The following is an 18228-nucleotide window of genomic DNA, read 5'->3' as shown; positions in this document are numbered from 1 at the left end:
CGTCTCGTTTGATGGCGATGAACTGTTACGAACCGCTTCCGCAGTTGTCAAAGACTGCGAGCACCGCCGCACGTTTGCGTCACGAGTGGCTTGACGAGCGAGCTTTCAACCATATAGTTTAAACTTAAAATAACAAAGCGGGAACTTGGGAGGGATAACTTGATGCGCATCGTCTGCATCGGCGGCGGCCCGGCGGGGCTCTATTTCGCCCTCTTGATGAAGAAGCAAAACCCCTCGCACGAAATCTCCGTGATCGAGCGTAACCGTCCCTACGACACTTTTGGCTGGGGCGTCGTCTTCTCCGATGCGACGATGGAAGCGATGCGCGTGTGGGATCCCGAGAGCGCGGCGGAGATCGAGGACGCCTTCAACCGCTGGGACGATATTGAGGTGTCGTTCAAGGGTACCCGCCAGCGCACGTCCGGCCACGGCTTCGTCGGCATTGGCCGAAAAAAGCTCCTCAACATCCTGCAGCGCCGTTGCGAGGCGCTGGGCGTGGAGCTCGTCTTCCAGACCGAGGTGACGAGCGACCAGGATTATCCGGATGCCGATCTCATCATCGCCTCGGACGGCTTCAACTCGAAGATCCGCAACCGCTATCAAGAGGTATTCGAGCCCGATCTCGTGACACGGCCGAACCGCTACATCTGGCTCGGCACCAACAAGCTCTACGACGCCTTCACCTTCGATTTCCGCAAGACCGAGTACGGCTGGTTCCAGGCGCACATCTACAAGTTCGACGACAAGACCTCGACCTTCATCGTGGAGACGACGGAAGAGGCCTACGAGAAGCATGGCCTTGAGAGAATGGACCAGCAGGCCTCCATCGAGTTCTGTCAGGACTTGTTCTCCGAGGTTCTCGAAGGCGCCGAACTGATGACCAATGCCCGGCACCTGCGCGGGTCGGCCTGGCTGAACTTCAACCGCCTCATCTGCGGCAAGTGGAGCCACTTCACCGGCCGTTCGCACGTCGTGCTGATGGGCGATGCCGCCCATACTGCTCACTTCGCCATCGGCTCGGGCACAAAGCTCGCGATCGACGACGCGATCGAGCTCACCAACCAGTTCAACAAGCGCGGCCATACGAAGGAGCAGATCACGTCGGTCCTCGAGACCTACGAGGAAATCCGGCGCGTCGACGTGGCCCGCATCCAGAATGCGGCGCGCAACGCAATGGAATGGTTCGAGGTCGTGGGCGAACGCTATGCTGACACGCTGCCGCCCGAGCAGTTCATGTATTCTATGCTGACCCGTTCTCAGCGCATCAGCCACGAGAACCTACGGCTGCGCGACAGGACATGGCTGGAGGGGTACGAGCGCTGGTTTGCAAGGGAGGCAGGCGTCGAACCCTCTGCCGATGGACGTGTGCCACCGCCGATGTTTACACCCTACACCATACGCGGCGTAACCCTGAAGAACCGCATCGTGATGTCGCCTATGGCGATGTATTCGGCAAAGGACGGCGTGCTGGATGACTTCCATCTCGTCCATCTCGGCGCCCGCGCGCTCGGTGGCGCAGGCCTCGTCTTCGGCGAGATGACCTGTGTATCGCCCGATGCCCGTATCACACGCGGCTGCCTCGGCCTCTGGAACGAGGAGCAGGCTGCGGGTTGGAAGCGGTTCGTGGATTTCGTTCATTCCAACAGTGCGGCCAAGGTCGGCGTCCAGCTTGGCCATGCCGGACGAAAGGGTGCGACCAAGCTTGCGTGGGAAGGGATCGACCAGCCGCTTCAGACGGGCGACTGGCCGCTGATCTCAGCCTCCGCCCTCCCCTATCTTAAGAACAGCCAGGTCCCGAAGGCGATGGACCGCGACGACATGGATCGGGTAAGGGCGGATTTCGTCCGCGCCACGCAACTCGCTGCGGGCACCGGCGCCGACTGGTTGGAGCTTCACTGCGCCCACGGCTACCTGCTCTCGAGCTGCCTGTCGCCGCTCACCAACCTTAGGAGCGACGAATACGGCGGCAGCCACGAGAACCGAGCGCGTTATCCGCTGGAGATCTTCCATGCAATCCGTGCGGTCTGGCCAGAAGATAAACCGATCTCGGTGCGCCTTTCTTGCCACGACTGGTTCGAGGGCGGCAACACGCCGGACGATGCGGCGATCTTCGCCCGGATGTTCAAGGACGCCGGCGCCGACATGATCGACTGCTCGTCGGGCCAGGTGTGGAAGGAAGAAAAGCCGATCTACGGGCGCCTTTTCCAGACACCCTTCTCCGACAAGATCCGCAACGAGGTCGGCATCCCGACTATTGCCGTCGGCGCCATTTCCGAGGCGGATCATGCCAATTCGGTGATTGCAGCAGGCCGCGCTGATCTTTGTGCCGTGGCCCGCCCGCATCTTGCTGATCCAGCCTGGGTGCTGCACGAGGCCGCCCGCATAGGAATGACCGACGTCGCCTGGCCGAAGCAGTATTACTCTGGCAAGCAGCAATACGAGAGCAATCTCGCGCGTGCCGCGGCAGCGAAATGAGGATCGGCTGATGGAGGCAACCCGAAAGCTGGAAGGGCGCCATGTCCTGGTAACCGGCGCCGGCAGTGGTATCGGCGCCGCGATCGCGACAGCTCTCGCTGCCGCAGGTGCCCGCGTCACCTTGGCCGGGCGTCGCGCCGAACCGCTACAGGCTCTGGCAGAGCAGATCGGCACCTCGCAAGTTCAAGCCGCTCATGGCTTCGATGTCACCCGTGCAGACGCGATCGCGGGGGGGCTGCAAGCCGCTCGCGCTGCCTTCGGCCCCATCGACATCCTCGTCAACAACGCCGGAGAGGCCCCCAGCGCGCCCTTCGAGAAGACTTCGCTTGAAATGTGGAGCCGGGTCATGGCCGTCGACCTGACTGGTGTCTTCCAGGTCACGCAAGCGGTGCTGCCGGACCTGAAGCTGCGTGGCGAAGGTGCCCGTATCATCAACATCGCCTCGACTGCCGGCCTTACCGGCTACGCCTATGTCTCCGCCTACACGGCAGCAAAACATGGCGTTATCGGCCTCACCCGATCGCTCGCGCTGGAGCTTGCCCAGAAGGGCATCACAGTCAACGCAGTCTGCCCTGGCTTCACCGACACGCCGCTGATCGCCCAGGCGATCGAGACGATCATGGCGAAAACCGGCCGCAGCCGGGAAGACGCGCTGAAGGAATTCACGAGAAGCAACCCGCAGGGGCGGCTAATCAAGCCGGAGGAAGTCGCAGACGCCGTTCTGTGGCTGGCATTGCCCGCTGCAGGTTCGATCAACGGTCAGGCGATCGCCATCGCCGGTGGGGAGGTATTGGCAGGATGAGCACGGTTTCCATGGCAGGGCACCTGCGCCCGTTCAAGGATTACGAAGCACGGCATTTCCTCTGGGATGTCAGCGAGGACGGACGTGTCGCCACAGTTCGTTTGAATAGGGCAGACCGCAAGAACCCACTTACGTTCGAGAGCTATGCCGAGCTACGGGATCTGTTCCGGGATCTAGCCTACGCTTCCGATGTTCGCGCAGTGGTGTTGACGGGCGCGGGAGGAAATTTCTCTTCTGGGGGCGACGTCTTCGAGATCATCGAGCCGCTGACACAGATGCCGATGCCCGATCTCCTTGCCTTTACCCGTATGACCGGCGATCTCGTCAAGGCAATGCGCAAGTGCCCTCAGCCGATCATTGCTGCGGTCGATGGGATCTGCGCCGGTGCCGGCGCCATTCTCGCCATGGCTTCGGATATGCGTTTGGCGACGCCGGAAGCGAAGACGGCCTTTCTCTTCACCCGCGTCGGTCTTGCGGGTGCCGACATGGGCGCCTGCGGGATACTGCCGCGCATCATCGGACAAGGCCGTGCTGCCGAACTCTTGTTTACCGGTCGCTCCATGAGCGCATCGGAGGGACACGCCTGGGGCTTCTATAACGCCCTTCATGCGCATGAGACGGTTGAGGCGGAGGCGCTGAAGCTGGCGCAGTCGCTTGCGGACGGGCCATGGTTCGCCCACACGATGACCAAGACGATGCTGAACCAGGAATGGGCCATGGGTATCGATGAGATGATCGAGTCGGAAGCCCAGGCGCAGGCTGTTTGCATGGCCACCAAGGACTTCCGCCGTGCCTTCGAAGCCTTTGCGCAAAAGCGCAGGCCGGTGTTCGAGGGGAATTGAGATGGCGGCACCGACATCGCTTGCCGGCCCCACGCGCGAGCATCTCGATTGGCCCTTCTTCGACAACCGCCACAAAGTATTGGCGGCCAAGCTGGACGGCTACGCCGCTTCCGGCGCGCTTTCCGGCATCGACCATGCCGACACCGATCGCGCCTGCCGCGGCCTCGTTCGCTCACTCGGCGAAGCGGGTTTGTTGGACGCGGCGACCGGAGCAGGCGGACAGCGGCCCGTCGACTCACGCGAAGCCTGCCTCACCCGGGAAACGCTCGCTTGGCACGATGGCCTGGCGGACTTCGCCTTCGCCATGCAGGGCCTCGGCACGGGCGCGATATGTCTTTCCGGCTCGCACGAGTTGCGTCGAACGGTGCTTCCGAAGGCGCGCTCTGGCGATTGGATCGCCGCTTTCGCCTTGTCGGAGAAGGACGCAGGCTCCGATGTCGCCGCCATGGCCTGTGCCGCGCGCAAGGAAAGCGACCACTATATCCTCGACGGCGAAAAGACTTGGATCTCCAATGGCGGGATCGCCGATGTCTACACCGTCTTCGCCCGTACCGGCGAGGCACCCGGCACCCATGGCATCTCCGCCTTCGTCGTTTATGCCGACGATCCTGGCTTCTCAATGGCTGAACGAATCGACGTCATTGCCCCGCATCCGCTGGCAACGATTCGCTTCGCAAACTGCCGTATCCCGGCCGAGCGCCTTCTCGGCAGCCCGGGCGAAGGATTTAAGATCGCCATGCGCACCCTCGATATCTTCCGCGCCTCGGTTGCGGCAGCAGCGATCGGATTCGCGCGCCGGGCAGTGCACGAGGCGCTGGCCCACGCCAAGAACCGCCCAATGTTCGGATCGTCTCTCGCCGACCTGCAACTGACACAAGCCGCCTTCGGTGACATGGCAGCGCAGATCGATGCAGCCGCCCTCCTCACCTACCGCGCCGCCTGGCGTCGCGACGTTCAGGGACTGCCTACCACCAAGGAAGCTGCTATGGCCAAGATGGTCGCGACCGAGAATGCCCAGCAAGTGATCGATCGGGCCGTTCAGATGTTTGGTGGACGCGGAGTAAAGAGCGGCGAGATGGTCGAGAGCCTGTATCGCGAGATCCGAGCATTGCGGATCTACGAGGGCGCGACCGAAGTCCAGAAGCTCATCATCGCTCGTGAACTCTTGAAGGCGTGAGGCGGGGATGGCTTTCACCACGACGCGCCGGCTGAACTTCGGCGACTGCGATCCTTCCGGCATCGCGTATTTCCCATCCTACCTGAATATCCTAGTCGGGGTCTACGAAGAGTTCTTTGGCGTCATTGGCTTTCCATGGCCCGAGCTCATCAAGCAGCGCCGGCTTGGCCTGCCGACGGTGACGCTGCACCTCACCTTCAACAATCCAGGTCTCCATGGAGACCTAATGGAGTTCGAAGTGACGGTTGTTCGGCTTGGACGCACCTCCGTCGATCTCGATCATGTCGTCAAGGCTGAAGGACGCACGCTCTGGTTGGCACAACAACGGCTGGTTCTGACATCGCACGACACCACGAAAGCCATCCCCTGGCCCGACGACATACGCGAAGCGCTGACACTGCATCTGGAGACAAGCAATGCACACGATCCTTCAGCCTGAGGGCTGGGCCAAGCCTATCGGCTATTCCAACGGCATCGCCGCCAGCGGCCGCCAGGTTTTCGTCGGCGGTCAGATCGGCTGGAACGGTCAATGCCAATTCGAAACCGACGATTTCATCGGCCAGGTCAAGCAAGCGCTGGAGAACGTGGTTGCCGTGCTGGCCGAGGCCGGTGCCAAGCCAGAGCACATTACGACCATGACCTGGTACTTCATCGACAAGGCTGAATATCTCGGCAACCTGAAGGGCATTGGCCGGGTGTATAGAGAAGTCGTCGGTCGGCACTTCCCGGCCATGGCCGCGATGCAGGTTGTGGCACTGGTCGAAGACCGAGCGAAGATCGAGATCCAGGCGACAGCCGTCATTCCGGAATAGAACAATGGCCGAAGTGACACAATTTTCCGCAACCGTTTCAGCCGGACTCGTCGATGAGGGCGGAAGCGGAATACTGCTCGTCACGATCGACAACGCGCCTGTCAACGCACTGTCGGCGGATGTGCGTAGCGGGCTTGAGAGGGCACTCTCTCATGGTGAAGCCGCCCCTGACATCGCAGGCATCGTAATCACGGGCGCCAGCAAGACCTTCATCGGTGGCGCCGACATCAGGGAATTGGGCCAGCCGCCTCAAGAGCCGCTCCTGCCGTCGGTGATTGAGCATATCGAACGGCTTGAGAAACCGGTCGTCGCCGCGATCAACGGTGCGGCTCTCGGAGGCGGACTGGAGGTGGCGCTTGGATGCCACTTCCGCGTTGCCTCTCCCGGCGTGCAACTTGGCCTCCCGGAGGTAAAGCTTGGCCTCGTGCCGGGTGCCGGTGGCACACAGCGTCTGCCGCGCTTGATCGGCGTTCCGGCCGCGATCGATATCATCGGAAGCGGCCGCAGTGTGGAAGCGACGGAAGCTAGTTCTCTGGGTCTCGTGGACGAGATCGCAGAGGCTGACCTGCTGCACACGGCCGTGGCCGCTGCTCACCGTCTTGCCGAAACAGACTTCCGCCGGACTGGCGAGCTGCAGCTGCCGCCATCAGATCCTTCAGCGATCGAGTCCGCGAAGACCAAGATCCTGGCAAAGGCTCGCGGGCAAAGAGCTGCCATCGAGGCCGTCTGCCTGGTGGAAGCCGCCGTTCGACCGTTGACGGAAGGCCTCGCCGACGAACGCGCAACTTTCCTCAGCCTGCGGCATAGTGCAGAGGCCGCAGCGCTGCGACATGTCTTCTTCGCCGAACGGATAGCCTCCAAGGTCGACGGACTGGAAGGTATCAACCCACGTCCTGTCGACACGGTTGGCATTGCCGGCCTCGGGCTGATGGGAAGTGGCATCGCCGTAGCCGCACTGGGTGCCGGATATCGTGTGATCGGTCTCGACCAGACGACAGAGGCGGCGGCAAAGGGTCACGAGCGGATTATCGAGCTCCTGCAGCGCAATCTCGCCGCTGGCCGTATCGATCAAGAGACGTTCGATGCGCAGCGCGACTGCTTGGCGGTAACCTCATCGGACGCAGATCTGGAACCCTGCGACCTGGTTGTCGAAGCCGTCTTCGATGATCTGGACGTAAAGATCGACCTCTTCCGCCGGCTGGACAAGGTCGTCCCGCCGGACGCCATCCTGGCCACCAACACGAGCTACCTCAACCCGGACGAAATCGCCGCAGCGACGGCCCATCCGGAGCGGGTCCTCGGCCTACATTTTTTCTCGCCCGCACATGTCATGCGGCTCCTGGAAGTTGTCCGCTGCGCCCGTACCGCGCGCGATGTTCTCGCTACCGGACTTGCCTTTGCCAAGAAGCTTCGCAAGCTAGCGATCGTCACCGGTGTCACGGAAGGCTTCATCGGCAACCGCATCTTTTCCGCCTATCGACGTGAGGCCGAATGCATGCTGGAGGATGGCGCCCTGCCGCATGAGATCGACGCGGCGCTGGAGGACTATGGCTTTCCAATGGGCCTCTTCGCCGTCTACGACATGGCAGGTCTGGAGATTGCCTGGGCGCGTCGGAAGCGTCAGGCGGCGACGCGCGATCCGGGGGAGCGCTATGTGGAAATCGCTGACCGTCTTTGCGAGGCCGGGCGTCTCGGCCAGAAGGCCGGGCGAGGCTGGTACGTTTATCCAGAAGGCACGCGGCAGGTTGATCCGGACGTGACCGAGATCATCGCGCAGTGTCGTGCGAAGAAGGGCATCACTCCCCGCAGCTTCACCGCCAGCGAGATTATCGACCGCCTGCTTGCCGCCATGGCGGAAGAAGGCAAAAATCTCCTTGAGCAAGGAATCGCTGCTCGCGACAGCGACATCGATCTGGTGATGATCAACGGCTACGGTTTCCCGGCCTTCAAGGGCGGGCCGATGTTCGCTACGGCTCAGACACCCAGATAGCGGTCCTGCAGATCAGCGGTCAATGCGGCCGGCGGGCCCTGCCAGACGCTCCTGCCGTTCTCGAGGATCACGCAGCGGTCTGCGACTGGTAGAAGTTCGGACAGCGTCTTGTCGACCACCAGGATTGAAAGCCCCTCTGCCTTCAGCTTGCGGATCGCTGCCCAGATAGCCTGCCGGATGACGGGCGCGAGACCTTCGGTGGCTTCGTCGAGGATCAGCAGACGCGGGTTTGTCATCAGCGCCCGCCCGATTGCCAGCATCTGCTGTTCACCGCCCGAAAGCGACCGCGCCATTTGGGCATGGCGCTCCGCGAGACGCGGGAAAAGTACATTCACGCGGTCGAGCGTCCAGGCTCCCGGTCGCGCGGCTGCAACCAGGTTCTCGTGCACCGTCAGATTGGGGAAGCAGCGACGCCCCTCAGGCACCAGCCCGATTCCAAGCTTTGCGACGCGATGGGACGGTTTTCCCTTCAGGTCCGTACCCGCCAGCCGGACGGACCCAGCGCGTGGCGGATTAAGGTTGCAGATCGCCCTGATGGTGGTCGTCTTGCCCATGCCGTTGCGGCCCATCAGTGCGACAGCCTCGCCTTCCGCAACCGCGAGGTCCACCCCGAACAGCGCTTGGCTTGCACCATAGGACGCTTCGATCTTCGAGACGTCGAGCAACATCAGGCGTGATCTCCCAGATAAGCGGCCCTTACGGCGGGATCACGCCGAATCTCTTCTACTGTCCCGGTGGCGATGATGCGGCCGTAGACGAGCACCGAAATCCGATCCGCCAGTGCGAAAACCGCATCCATGTCGTGCTCCACGAGCAGGATTGGCGCTTCCTGCCGAAGGGTGTCGAGAAACCCTGTCAGGGACTTCGATCCTTCCGGCCCCATGCCGGCCATCGGCTCGTCGAGCAGGAAGGCCTTCGAGTTCAATGCAAGAGCGATTGCAATCTCCAACTGCCGGCGCTCGCCGTGGGAGAGCTCGGCGGCCGCAAGACGCGCCCGGTCCTGCAGGCCAACCCGTTTGAGCATAGCCATGGAGCGATCGATCAAGGAAGCGTCGCGCATCACCGGCTTGAAGAAACCAAAGCTCGTTCCCTGCTGCGCCTGGACGGCCAGCATCACGTTGCGCAAAGCCGAAAACTCCGGCGCAAGCGAGGACACCTGGAAGGTGCGGCCAAGCCCAAGGCGCGAACGCTCTGCTACGCCGAGATGGCCGATGTCCTGACCTGCAAAGCGGATCGTCCCGGAATCTTGCCTGACCGTGCCACATATCTGGTGGATCAGCGTGGACTTCCCCGCGCCGTTCGGCCCAATCAACGCGTGGATCTCGCCCGGCTTCAGGTCGATCGAAACATGATCCGTCGCCCTCAGCGCGCCGAAGTTCTTCACGAGATCGGAGAGTTCAAGAACCGGCTCAGCCATGACGGGCCTTTCCGGCCAGCAGCCCCAAAAGCCCGCCCCGCGCAAAGAGCACGGTGGCGAGCAGGATGAGCCCGAGGAAAAACTGCCACCGCTCCGTCAATCCACCGAGGAGATATTCGAAGATGACGAACAGCGCGGCACCCGCGAGAGGCCCAAACAACCGCCCGGTACCACCGAGGATGATCAGCACGATGAGTTCGCCCGACATATGCCAGGACAGCATGGACGGACTGACGAAGCGGTTGAGATCGGCATATAAAGCGCCAGCCAAACCCGTCATCGCGGCGGAGATGGCAAAGGCCGTCAGGCGGATGCGGTAAGGCGCGATCCCGACCGTCGCGACCCGGACCTCGTTCTGGCGGGCCGCCTGCAAGGCGGAGCCGAAACGGGATCCACGGACCAGCACGAAGAGGCCAAGGGCGAGCATCAGCAGCACATAGCAGATCAGAAAGAAGCTCACCGGCTTCATCGTGTTCACGCCTGCGAACTGGTTGCGCACCAGGATCGAAAGGCCGTCCTCGCCGCCATAGGCTGGCCAGGAAATGGCGAAGTAGTAGACCATCTGCGCGAAGGCCAGCGTGATCATGATGAAGTAGACGCCTGACGTCCGCAGACTGATCGTGCCGATCAAGAGCCCAACCAGCCCCGCGACGAGCATGGCCACCACCCAGATCAGCGGCATCTGCTTCGTGCCGGACAGGCCGAAGAGCAGCGGCTCGCCGGAAAAGGAATGGCTGGCCAGGATGCCGGCAGCATAGCCGCCGATCCCGAAGAAGGCTGCATGGCCGAAGGACACGAGTCCCCCGAGGCCAAGAGCAAGGTTGAGGCCGGTTGCCGCAAGCGCCAAGATGGCAACGCGCGTCGCAATCGTGACGTAGAACGGCTGCCCGGAAGCATTGGCAGCGAGCGGGACTGCCAGCAGCAGCGCAGCCAGGACAATGTTGACGATGGTTTCGCGGGTCAGCATCACGCCCTCACGCATGGGCAGCGGCGAAGAGCCCGCGCGGCTTCACCGCAAGGATGAGCGCCATCATGACGTAGATCAGCATGGAAGCCGCCGCCCCGCCGATCAGCCCCGCCTGGGAAGGCGGCACGAACAATGCCAGCACCTGCGGCAGCAGGAAGCGCCCCATGGTGTCGACAACGCCGACCAGCAGCGCGCCGAGGAGCGCACCCTTGATCGACCCGATGCCGCCGATGACGATGACCACGAAAGCGAGGATCAGAACCGGTTCACCCATTCCCACCTGCACCGACTGCAGCGCACCGACCATGGCCCCGGCAAAGCCCGCAAGGGCGGCACCCAGCGCGAAGACTACTGTGTAGAGGGTGCGGATATCGACGCCGAGTGCGCCGATCATCTCGCGGTCGCTTTCACCCGCCCGAATACGCATGCCCAGCCGTGTTTTGCCGATCAGCAGGTAGAGGCCGAGGGCAACGAGCGCCCCGGCAGCAATGATCGCCAGGCGATAGACCGGATATTGCGCGCCGCCAGGGAGCGCTACGGCACCCTGAAGAAGCCGGGGAATATCGAGGTAAAGCGGAAAGGAGCCGAACAACCAGCGCGTTCCTTCAGAGAAGATCAGGATCAGCGCAAACGTCGCCAGAACCTGATCCAGATGGTCGCGGTCATAGAGCCGCCGAATGACGAGAAGCTCGACTATGGCGCCGGCAGCCGCCGCGCAGGCGAAGCTGGCGATCAGTCCGATCCAAAAGGAACCAGTCGCCGATGCCACCGCGGCGCAGGCGAAGGCGCCGACCATGTAGAGAGAGCCATGCGCGAGATTGATGAGGCCCATGACGCCGAAGATCAGCGTCAGCCCGGCGGCCATGAGAAACAACATGACGCCGAGCTGAAGGCCATTGAGCAGCTGCTCAAGAGCAAGTGCGAGAGTCACCGCGCAGCCTTACATCTTGCAGTCTTTGGCGTAGGCATCCTCGTGATCGGTGAAGACCGGCGCGATGATTTTGTTCGTCAGCACGTCGCCATCCTTCACCACTTCGCGGACGTAGATATCCTGGATCGGGTGCTGGTTGATGTTGAACTTGAACTTGCCGCGTGGCGATTGGATGTCAGCTTTCAGAAGCTCCGCGCGGAAAGCTTCCGTGTCCTTTACGTCCGCCTTGGCGGCTGCAGATGCGATCAGCTGGCCTGCATCGTAGGCCTGCACGGCGTAGATCGACGGCAGACGCCCGTATTCAGCCTGGAAAGCCTCGACGAACTTCTTGTTCGCCTCGTTGTCCAGGTCCTTTGCCCAATGGCCGGAGTTCTTCACACCGAGGGCCGCATCACCGATTGCACCCAGCACGTCCTGGCTGAAGGAGAAGCCCGGGCCCATGATCGAGATTTTGACGCCCGACTGCGCATACTGCTTCATGAAGGCGATGCCCATGCCGCCCGGGAGGAAGGCGAAGACGCCGTCGGCGCCGGAAGCGCGGATCTGCGCGATTTCAGCCGCGTAATCGGTCTGTCCGACCTGGGTGTAGACTTCAGAGGTAACCTCGCCCTTGTAGAAACGCTTGAATCCAGTCAGCGAGTCCTTCCCCGCCGGATAGTTCGGCGCCATGATGAACATCTTCTTGTAGTCCTTGTTGGCGTATTCGCCCATGGCCTCATGAAGATTGTCGTTCTGGTAGGCGGCATTGAAGTAGAGCGGATTGCAGTTCTCGCCCGCAAGTGCCGCCGGGGCGGCGTTCGTGGAGACGTAGAACTTACCCTGGGCGACGGCACTTGGGGCGACCGCCATCAGGAGGTTCGACCAGACGATGCCAGTCAGGATGTCGACCTGGTCGCTCTGGACCATCTTGTCGGCGATCTGGACAGCCAGTTCCGGCTTCTGTCCATCGTCTTCGGTGATAACCTCGATCTCATCGTTGCCGGCCTGCTTGATGGCCAGCATGAAGCCATCTCGCGTATCGATGCCAAGGCCGGCACCGCCGCCGGAAAGGGTCGTGATCATGCCGATCTTCAGAGGTTCGGCGACGGCGAGGCCGGATACGCTCATGCTGAGCGCCAGAGTGGCGGCAGAAATCAGTTTCTTCATTTTTCGAACTCCCAGTTGTTCTTATTGTCCCATCCCCGGGCGCGGACCCCTCGATCTCGCTGCCGGATTTCCGCTCGGATCATCACCGTTCGGTATTGCTGATACCTTCCACACTTGCAAAAGAACGTCCACAGCCCAAGCTGCGGGACACCAGATTTCCCGACATGCGCCGCCTCATGCCGCCCTCGCTTGCTTCAGCCTGAATCTCTGGATCTTGCCTGATTCCGTTTTCGGCAGTGCATCGGTAAAGACGATCGATCGCGGATACTTGTAAGGCGCGATAACCTTCTTGACGTGCTCCTGCAGGAGCTTGGCCATGGCATCACACGCGGTGTTGCGATCTACAAGCACGACGTGCGCCTCGACGATATGGCCGCGCTCTGAATCAGGCACGCCGATCACGGCGCATTCGGCAACCGCCTCATGCTTGAGAAGTGCCGCCTCGACTTCCGGGCCAGCGATGTTGTAGCCGGCGGAAACGATCATGTCGTCCGAACGTGCCGCGAAGTGGAAGTACCCCTCTTCGTCCCGGACGAAGGAATCGCCGGTGAGGTTCCAGCCGTCGCGGACGTAGTCGCCTTGTCTATCATCGGCGAGATAGCGGCATCCGATGGGGCCTTTCACCGCAAGCTTGCCGACCGTCCCCGCGGGTACTTCACGCATGTCGTCATCCACGACGATCGCCTCATAGCCGGCCAGGGGCTTGCCGGTGCTGGCGGGCTTTGAGTCATCCAGTCGATTGGAGATGAAGATGTGGAGCATTTCGGTCGAGCCGATGCCATCCACGATTGGCTTGCCGGTCTTTCTGACCCATTGCTCATAGACAGGCGCCGGCAGCGTTTCTCCGGCCGAGACTGCGACACGCAGCGATGACAGATCAGCACCCTCATCCATGGCGGCCAGCATGGCGCGGTAAGCCGTCGGCGCGGTAAAGCAGATGGTCGCCTTGTAGGTCTCGATGATCTCGATCATCTTCGGTGGTGTCGCCTGCTCCAGAAGCGTTGCCGCCGCTCCAAAACGCAGCGGAAAGACCGCCAGGCCGCCGAGGCCGAAGGTAAAGGCGAGCGGCGGCGACCCCACGAAGACATCATCGGGCGTGACGTTCAGGACTTCCTTCGCATAGGCATCCGCAATGATGAGGATGTCCCGATGGAAGTGCATGGTCGCCTTCGGCACCCCCGTCGATCCGGAGGTGAAACCCAGTAGGGCTACGTCATCGCTTCCTGTCTTTACCGCATCGAACTTCACCAGCTTGTCGAGTGCTGCGCGATCCAGTTCCGCATCGTGATTGGCCGTCCCGTCGAAGCCGATCACCTTTTCCAGGAACCGGCTTTCCTTCGCCACCGCCACCAACTCATCCATCAGGCGAGTATCGCAGAGGGCAATCGACACCTCTGCCTTGTCCACCACCTTGGCAAGTTCACCGGCGCGCAGCATCGGCATCGTATTGACCACCACGGCGCCCGCCTTCGTCGCCGCCAGCCAGCAGGCCACCATCGCCGGATTATTTGCGGAGCGGATCAGCACCCGGTTGCCGGGCTTGAGGCCGTAGTCCTCCGTCAATGCTCGGGCAATCCGGTTCGTCCAGTCGGACAATTCCTTGTAGGTCCGGCGCCGACCGTTGCCGATTAGCGCGGTGTGATCGCCGAAGCCCCGCTCCACCATGCGGTCGGTCAGTTCCACGCCGGCATTCAGCCACTCAGGGTAATCGAAGCTGTCGAGAAGAAGCTCCGGCCATTGATCCGGCGGCGGAAGATTGTCGCGCGCAAACGAATCCAGATGGCCTGTCGGTCCCAGTTTCATCGTCGAGTTCCCATGCGTTCTTCTGGTCCGCCGCTCGGAATTTCTCCGGTGCAGCGGCCGCGGCATTTTTGCCTTTTCTCCAGAAAAGCACCTGTCCGAGCGGGTGGCAAGAGAGAAATTTTAAGTTTGTAATAATTTTAAGATCCGGCCCTCCCCCTTCCTTCGGGTGACGTTGGATGCAAGACTAGAGGTAGACTCGCACCAGGACGGTACAACGAATGCGGCATCAGATCATCGATTGGGACGACGCTTATGCAAACGGACCCAACATCCCTAGAGGCGAACGGTGGCCGAGTCTTTGGGTAGAGCCTGCGCGGCGATTCCGTGAGGCGCAGTTGGCAGCGGGCCTGGCTCGCCCGGACATCCCCTACGCTGATGGTGATCGGAACCGTCTCGACCTCTTCCTTCCAAGAGGCGCGCCCAGTGGACTCGTCGTCTTCGTTCATGGGGGGTTCTGGTTGCGATTGGACAAGTCCTACTGGTCGCATCTCGCCTATGGCGCCGTAAGCTGCGGCTATGCAGTGGCCATACCTTCCTACACGCTGTGCCCCGCCAACCGCATCAGCGGGATCACCAGAGAAATTGGAGCCGCGATCGAGAGAGCTGCCGATCTCGTCCAAGGGCCGATCAGGCTAATCGGCCACTCGGCGGGCGGCCACCTTGCAAGCCGCATGGTCACCGAAACCTCACCACTTCCCCCACACGTCCGAGAGCGGATCGCTCACACCATCTCCGTCTCAGGCCTGCACGATCTCCGTCCCCTGATGAAGACTGCGATGAACAACCAACTGAACATAGACGAGGAGGAAGCCCGGCGTGAAAGTTCCGCCCTTCTCCATCCCTTACCCGGAACGCGCATCACCTGCTGGGCCGGAGCGGCAGAGCGATCGGAGTTCCTGCGCCAGAACACCCTCCTCGCCAACATCTGGAAGGGCTTGGGCGCTGAAACCGAGGTCGTGGAAGAGCCCGACCGCCACCACTTCAACGTCCTAGACGGCCTGCTCGACTCGAACCACCCTCTGGTCGCGCGGCTGATGATTTGAACTGGACGTCCCAATACGAAAAAACGATCGCTACGAGAGTCCCGGCGATCACGAGCGATCACCTATGACAAGACCTTTGACCAGCCGGAGCGACACCGAGATCTGCACATTTTCTAAGCGAGCCCATCTAGAGCATAATTAGTAGACAATTCTGCTGCACTGCGTCATCAATGGCGCATGGTGCAGGGCGAGCTTACAATTCTGGTCATCGATGAGAATGCGATCCGCGCCTCGATCATTGAGGAGGGACTTCGCGAAGCTGGACATTCGCAGGTTACGGTCATTCACGAGGTGCACGGCGTGGCGCGGATGATCGAGAGCCTTAAGCCGGACGTTATCATCATCGATCTCGAAAATCCCAACCGTGACATGATGGAGCACCTGTTTCAGCTGACCCGCACCATCAGCCGGCCGATTGCGATGTTCGTTGACCGTTCCGACACCGCCTCTATTGAGGCTGCAGTGGAGGCGGGCGTCTCCGCCTACATCGTCGACGGTTTGAAGAAGGAGCGGGTGAAGTCCATCCTCGACATGGCCGTCAGCCGCTTCAACGCCTTCAGCCGGTTGCAGCGAGAATTGGCGGAGGCTCGTTCTGCCTTGGAAGAGCGCAAGGTTGTCGAACGGGCAAAGGGCATCTTGATGAAGATGCGCGGACTTTCGGAGGAGGAGGCGTTCGCGCTTCTTCGCCAGTCTGCAATGAACGAAAAGAAGAAGATGGCTGATATCGCGCAGAGCATCGTGACCGCCGCGCGGCTGTTGCTGTGACGGCGTGTTCAAGGAAGCCAGGATGAACATGATGACAAAGAGCATTGTCTCGGCACCGCGCGTGCCTGCCCCCGCCAGCATTAGACACGAGGGTTCGCGGGTGCTGCGGGCCGGTTTCATCCCGCTCGTCGATGCCTCGGTTCTGATTGCCGCGGCCGAATTCGGTTTCGCGCAGCGCGAAGGGCTCAGCCTGGAGCTGGTGCGGGACGTTTCCTGGGCGAACGTTCGCGACCGGCTGGCTTTTCGCCAGTTCGACATCGCCCACATGCTGTCGCCGATGCCGGTCGCCTCGATGCTGGGGCTCGGGTCGAACCCGTCTCCAACGATCACGCCGCTTTCTCTCGGTCGAGGTGGCAACGCAATCACCCTTTCCACGCGGCTCTTCGCCCGCATGCAACACAAAGCTGATTTGCGCGACGATGCGAGCGCGCTGGAAAATGCCCAAGCACTGGCACGGGTTGTCCGTTCGATGAAGGAACGGGGGGAGGCGCCGCTGACGCTCGGCATGACCTATCCTTTTTCCTCCCATAACTACGAGTTCCGCTACTGGCTGGCCGCCGGAGGTGTCGACCCTGACACGGATGTCCGCCTTGTTGTCGTGCCGCCTCCTATGACCTCGGATGCCCTGGCGGCTGGCGCAATCGATGGCTTTTGCGTCGGCGCACCCTGGAACATGGTGGCGTCCGAGCGCGGAGTAGGGCGGATCGTTGCCGCCAAACAGGACATCTGGCCCTCTGCACCGGAAAAAGTACTCGGTATGCGGCCGGAATGGGCAGACAGCAAGCCGGATACGGTCATGCGGCTGCTGGTGGCGCTGGATGCGGCGGCACGCTGGTGCGATGAGCCGGAAAATCATGACAGCCTCGCGGAGGCCTTGGCCGATTCCCGCCATATCAGCGCGCCTGTCGACATCATTCGCCACGTTCTCTCAGGCAAATTCAGCCTGGACGCCAAGGGCAATAGCCGCGTCATCCAGAACTACTTCACCTTTCACTCCGACCATGCTGGCTATCCCCGCCCCAGCCATGCGCTGTGGATCTACAGCCAAATGGTTCGCTGGGGGCAGGTCCCTTATTCGGAAGCCGGCACTGCGGCTGCGGCCAGCGCTTACCGACCGGATCTCTACCGTGCTGCATTGGGTGAGGAAGCGGCTCCAGCAGACGGAGATCTGCGAATAGAGGGCGAACGGCCGGACGATCGCTTCATGGACGGACATATCTTCGACCCGGGCAGCCTGTCGAACTATGTCGAGAGCTTCCCCGTTGCATGGCGCAAACCTCATCGCCAGGACGAGGATACCTAAGTCCACGGGTTCACGGCTATGCCATCTTCTTCGCCCATGCCAGAAACGCCAGCCGCTTGTGCACACGACGAGAGCTCAACGCTTCCTCTTCGAGCCGAATGATTAGGCATCGCGCCATGAACATCCTCGCACGGGTGGTGCTGGCGCGAGATTTTTTATCAGTGCAAACAATCGGTTCCGACTCTCCTCGTAGTCTGGCACACGCTTTGCATTCGTAACTACAGACCGATCAACGGCGATCGGACGTAAGGCGCAAGTGATGCGCCATCAGCAGACATCGACGTCGCAAGGATTTTGCAGCTCGGGCCCGTCCCGCACGCGCGATCTCCACGCGGCGTTTTTTATGTTTTCCGACACCTCTGACAGAGGGAAGCCAATGAGTAGCAGAATGGAAAAACTCGTCATCATCGGCAATGGCATGGCGCCGGGCCGGATGCTGGAGCACCTCTTCGAGCAGGCGCCCGGCCGCTACAAGGTGGCCATCTTCAATGCCGAGCCGCGGGTGAACTACGATCGCATCATGCTCTCGCCTGTCCTTTCGGGGGAGAAGACCTTCGAGCAGATCGTCATTCATGGTGACGGCTGGTACGTCGATCACGGGATCACCCTCTACAAGGGACACAAGATCGTCGCGATCGACCGCAACGCGCGCACTGTCACATCAGACCACGGCGTTACCGAAAGCTACGACAAGCTTGTCATCGCCACAGGCTCCGTGCCCTTCATCCTGCCCGTGCCGGGCAAAGATTTGCGCG

17 protein-coding genes are annotated in these 18228 nt (G+C 61.6%); 11 read left to right on the top strand and 6 right to left on the bottom strand.

Going from position 1 to position 18228, the window contains the following annotated elements; all coding sequences use genetic code 11:
- Nucleotides 1-162 precede the first annotated feature (162 nt).
- The 7 genes from MUU54_RS14260 to MUU54_RS14230 are packed head-to-tail and all read left to right on the top strand — an operon-like array spanning nt 163 to nt 8098.
- On the top strand, nt 163-2475 hold the full coding sequence (locus MUU54_RS14260) for a bifunctional salicylyl-CoA 5-hydroxylase/oxidoreductase (protein WP_247244689.1): 2313 nt from the start codon (nt 163-165) through the stop codon (nt 2473-2475).
- A 10-nt stretch (nt 2476-2485) separates the two neighbouring features.
- Nucleotides 2486-3277, top strand: coding sequence for an SDR family NAD(P)-dependent oxidoreductase (locus MUU54_RS14255; RefSeq protein WP_247244688.1), 792 nt, complete (start codon nt 2486-2488; stop codon nt 3275-3277).
- Entirely contained in the window at nt 3274-4119 is an 846-nt protein-coding gene (locus MUU54_RS14250) for an enoyl-CoA hydratase family protein (protein WP_247244687.1), read from the top strand. The genes MUU54_RS14255 and MUU54_RS14250 overlap by 4 nt, the downstream gene beginning before the upstream one ends.
- A gap of 1 nt (nt 4120) precedes the next feature.
- Nucleotides 4121-5296 carry an acyl-CoA dehydrogenase family protein gene (locus MUU54_RS14245; RefSeq protein ID WP_247244686.1) on the top strand — a complete coding sequence of 392 codons (1176 nt, stop codon included), beginning with the start codon at nt 4121-4123 and terminating at the stop codon, nt 5294-5296.
- A gap of 7 nt (nt 5297-5303) precedes the next feature.
- Nucleotides 5304-5735, top strand: coding sequence for an acyl-CoA thioesterase (locus MUU54_RS14240; RefSeq protein WP_247244685.1), 432 nt, complete (start codon nt 5304-5306; stop codon nt 5733-5735).
- Nucleotides 5713-6108, top strand: coding sequence for a RidA family protein (locus MUU54_RS14235; RefSeq protein WP_247244684.1), 396 nt, complete (start codon nt 5713-5715; stop codon nt 6106-6108). Before MUU54_RS14240 ends, MUU54_RS14235 begins: the two co-directional genes overlap by 23 nt.
- Nucleotides 6109-6112: 4 nt before the next feature.
- Nucleotides 6113-8098, top strand: coding sequence for a 3-hydroxyacyl-CoA dehydrogenase NAD-binding domain-containing protein (locus tag MUU54_RS14230; RefSeq protein ID WP_247244683.1), 1986 nt, complete (start codon nt 6113-6115; stop codon nt 8096-8098).
- Here the strand turns inward: MUU54_RS14230 and MUU54_RS14225 are convergent.
- The 6 genes from MUU54_RS14225 to MUU54_RS14200 form a co-directional block, all read right to left on the bottom strand.
- Nucleotides 8083-8766: an ABC transporter ATP-binding protein gene (locus MUU54_RS14225; protein ID WP_376742097.1), complete on the bottom strand. Its 684-nt coding sequence runs from the start codon at nt 8764-8766 to the stop codon at nt 8083-8085. The genes MUU54_RS14230 and MUU54_RS14225 overlap by 16 nt on opposite strands.
- Nucleotides 8766-9515, bottom strand: a complete 750-nt coding sequence (locus MUU54_RS14220; RefSeq protein WP_247244682.1) for an ABC transporter ATP-binding protein — start codon at nt 9513-9515, stop codon at nt 8766-8768. Before MUU54_RS14220 ends, MUU54_RS14225 begins: the two co-directional genes overlap by 1 nt.
- Nucleotides 9508-10482: a branched-chain amino acid ABC transporter permease gene (locus MUU54_RS14215; protein ID WP_247244681.1), complete on the bottom strand. Its 975-nt coding sequence runs from the start codon at nt 10480-10482 to the stop codon at nt 9508-9510. The genes MUU54_RS14220 and MUU54_RS14215 overlap by 8 nt, the downstream gene beginning before the upstream one ends.
- A gap of 7 nt (nt 10483-10489) precedes the next feature.
- A complete protein-coding gene (locus MUU54_RS14210; protein ID WP_247244680.1) occupies nt 10490-11413 on the bottom strand; it encodes a branched-chain amino acid ABC transporter permease in 924 nt (307 codons plus the stop codon).
- A gap of 9 nt (nt 11414-11422) precedes the next feature.
- A complete protein-coding gene (locus MUU54_RS14205) occupies nt 11423-12559 on the bottom strand; it encodes an ABC transporter substrate-binding protein (RefSeq protein ID WP_247244679.1) in 1137 nt (378 codons plus the stop codon).
- 174 nt (nt 12560-12733) lie between these two features.
- A complete protein-coding gene (locus tag MUU54_RS14200; RefSeq protein ID WP_247244678.1) occupies nt 12734-14362 on the bottom strand; it encodes an AMP-binding protein in 1629 nt (542 codons plus the stop codon).
- 218 nt (nt 14363-14580) lie between these two features.
- Here MUU54_RS14200 and MUU54_RS14195 point away from each other — a divergent pair, with 218 nt between their 5' ends.
- The 4 genes from MUU54_RS14195 to MUU54_RS14180 all read left to right on the top strand — a co-directional run.
- Nucleotides 14581-15405 (top strand): hormone-sensitive lipase, encoded by an 825-nt coding sequence (locus tag MUU54_RS14195; RefSeq protein WP_247244677.1) that lies wholly within the window; start codon nt 14581-14583, stop codon nt 15403-15405.
- A 177-nt stretch (nt 15406-15582) separates the two neighbouring features.
- A complete protein-coding gene (locus MUU54_RS14190; RefSeq protein WP_247244676.1) occupies nt 15583-16170 on the top strand; it encodes an ANTAR domain-containing response regulator in 588 nt (195 codons plus the stop codon).
- 22 nt (nt 16171-16192) lie between these two features.
- Nucleotides 16193-17473: a CmpA/NrtA family ABC transporter substrate-binding protein gene (locus MUU54_RS14185; RefSeq protein ID WP_247244675.1), complete on the top strand. Its 1281-nt coding sequence runs from the start codon at nt 16193-16195 to the stop codon at nt 17471-17473.
- Between the two features lie 388 nt (nt 17474-17861).
- The coding region (locus MUU54_RS14180) for an FAD-dependent oxidoreductase (protein WP_376742096.1) at nt 17862-18228 on the top strand (367 nt) is incomplete at its 3' end.

Source organism: Pseudorhizobium tarimense, assembly GCF_022968135.1.
Classification (GTDB): domain Bacteria; phylum Pseudomonadota; class Alphaproteobacteria; order Rhizobiales; family Rhizobiaceae; genus Neorhizobium; species Neorhizobium tarimense.
Note: the sequence above shows the minus strand (reverse complement) of the source record. Positions and strands in the feature narration are given on the sequence as shown.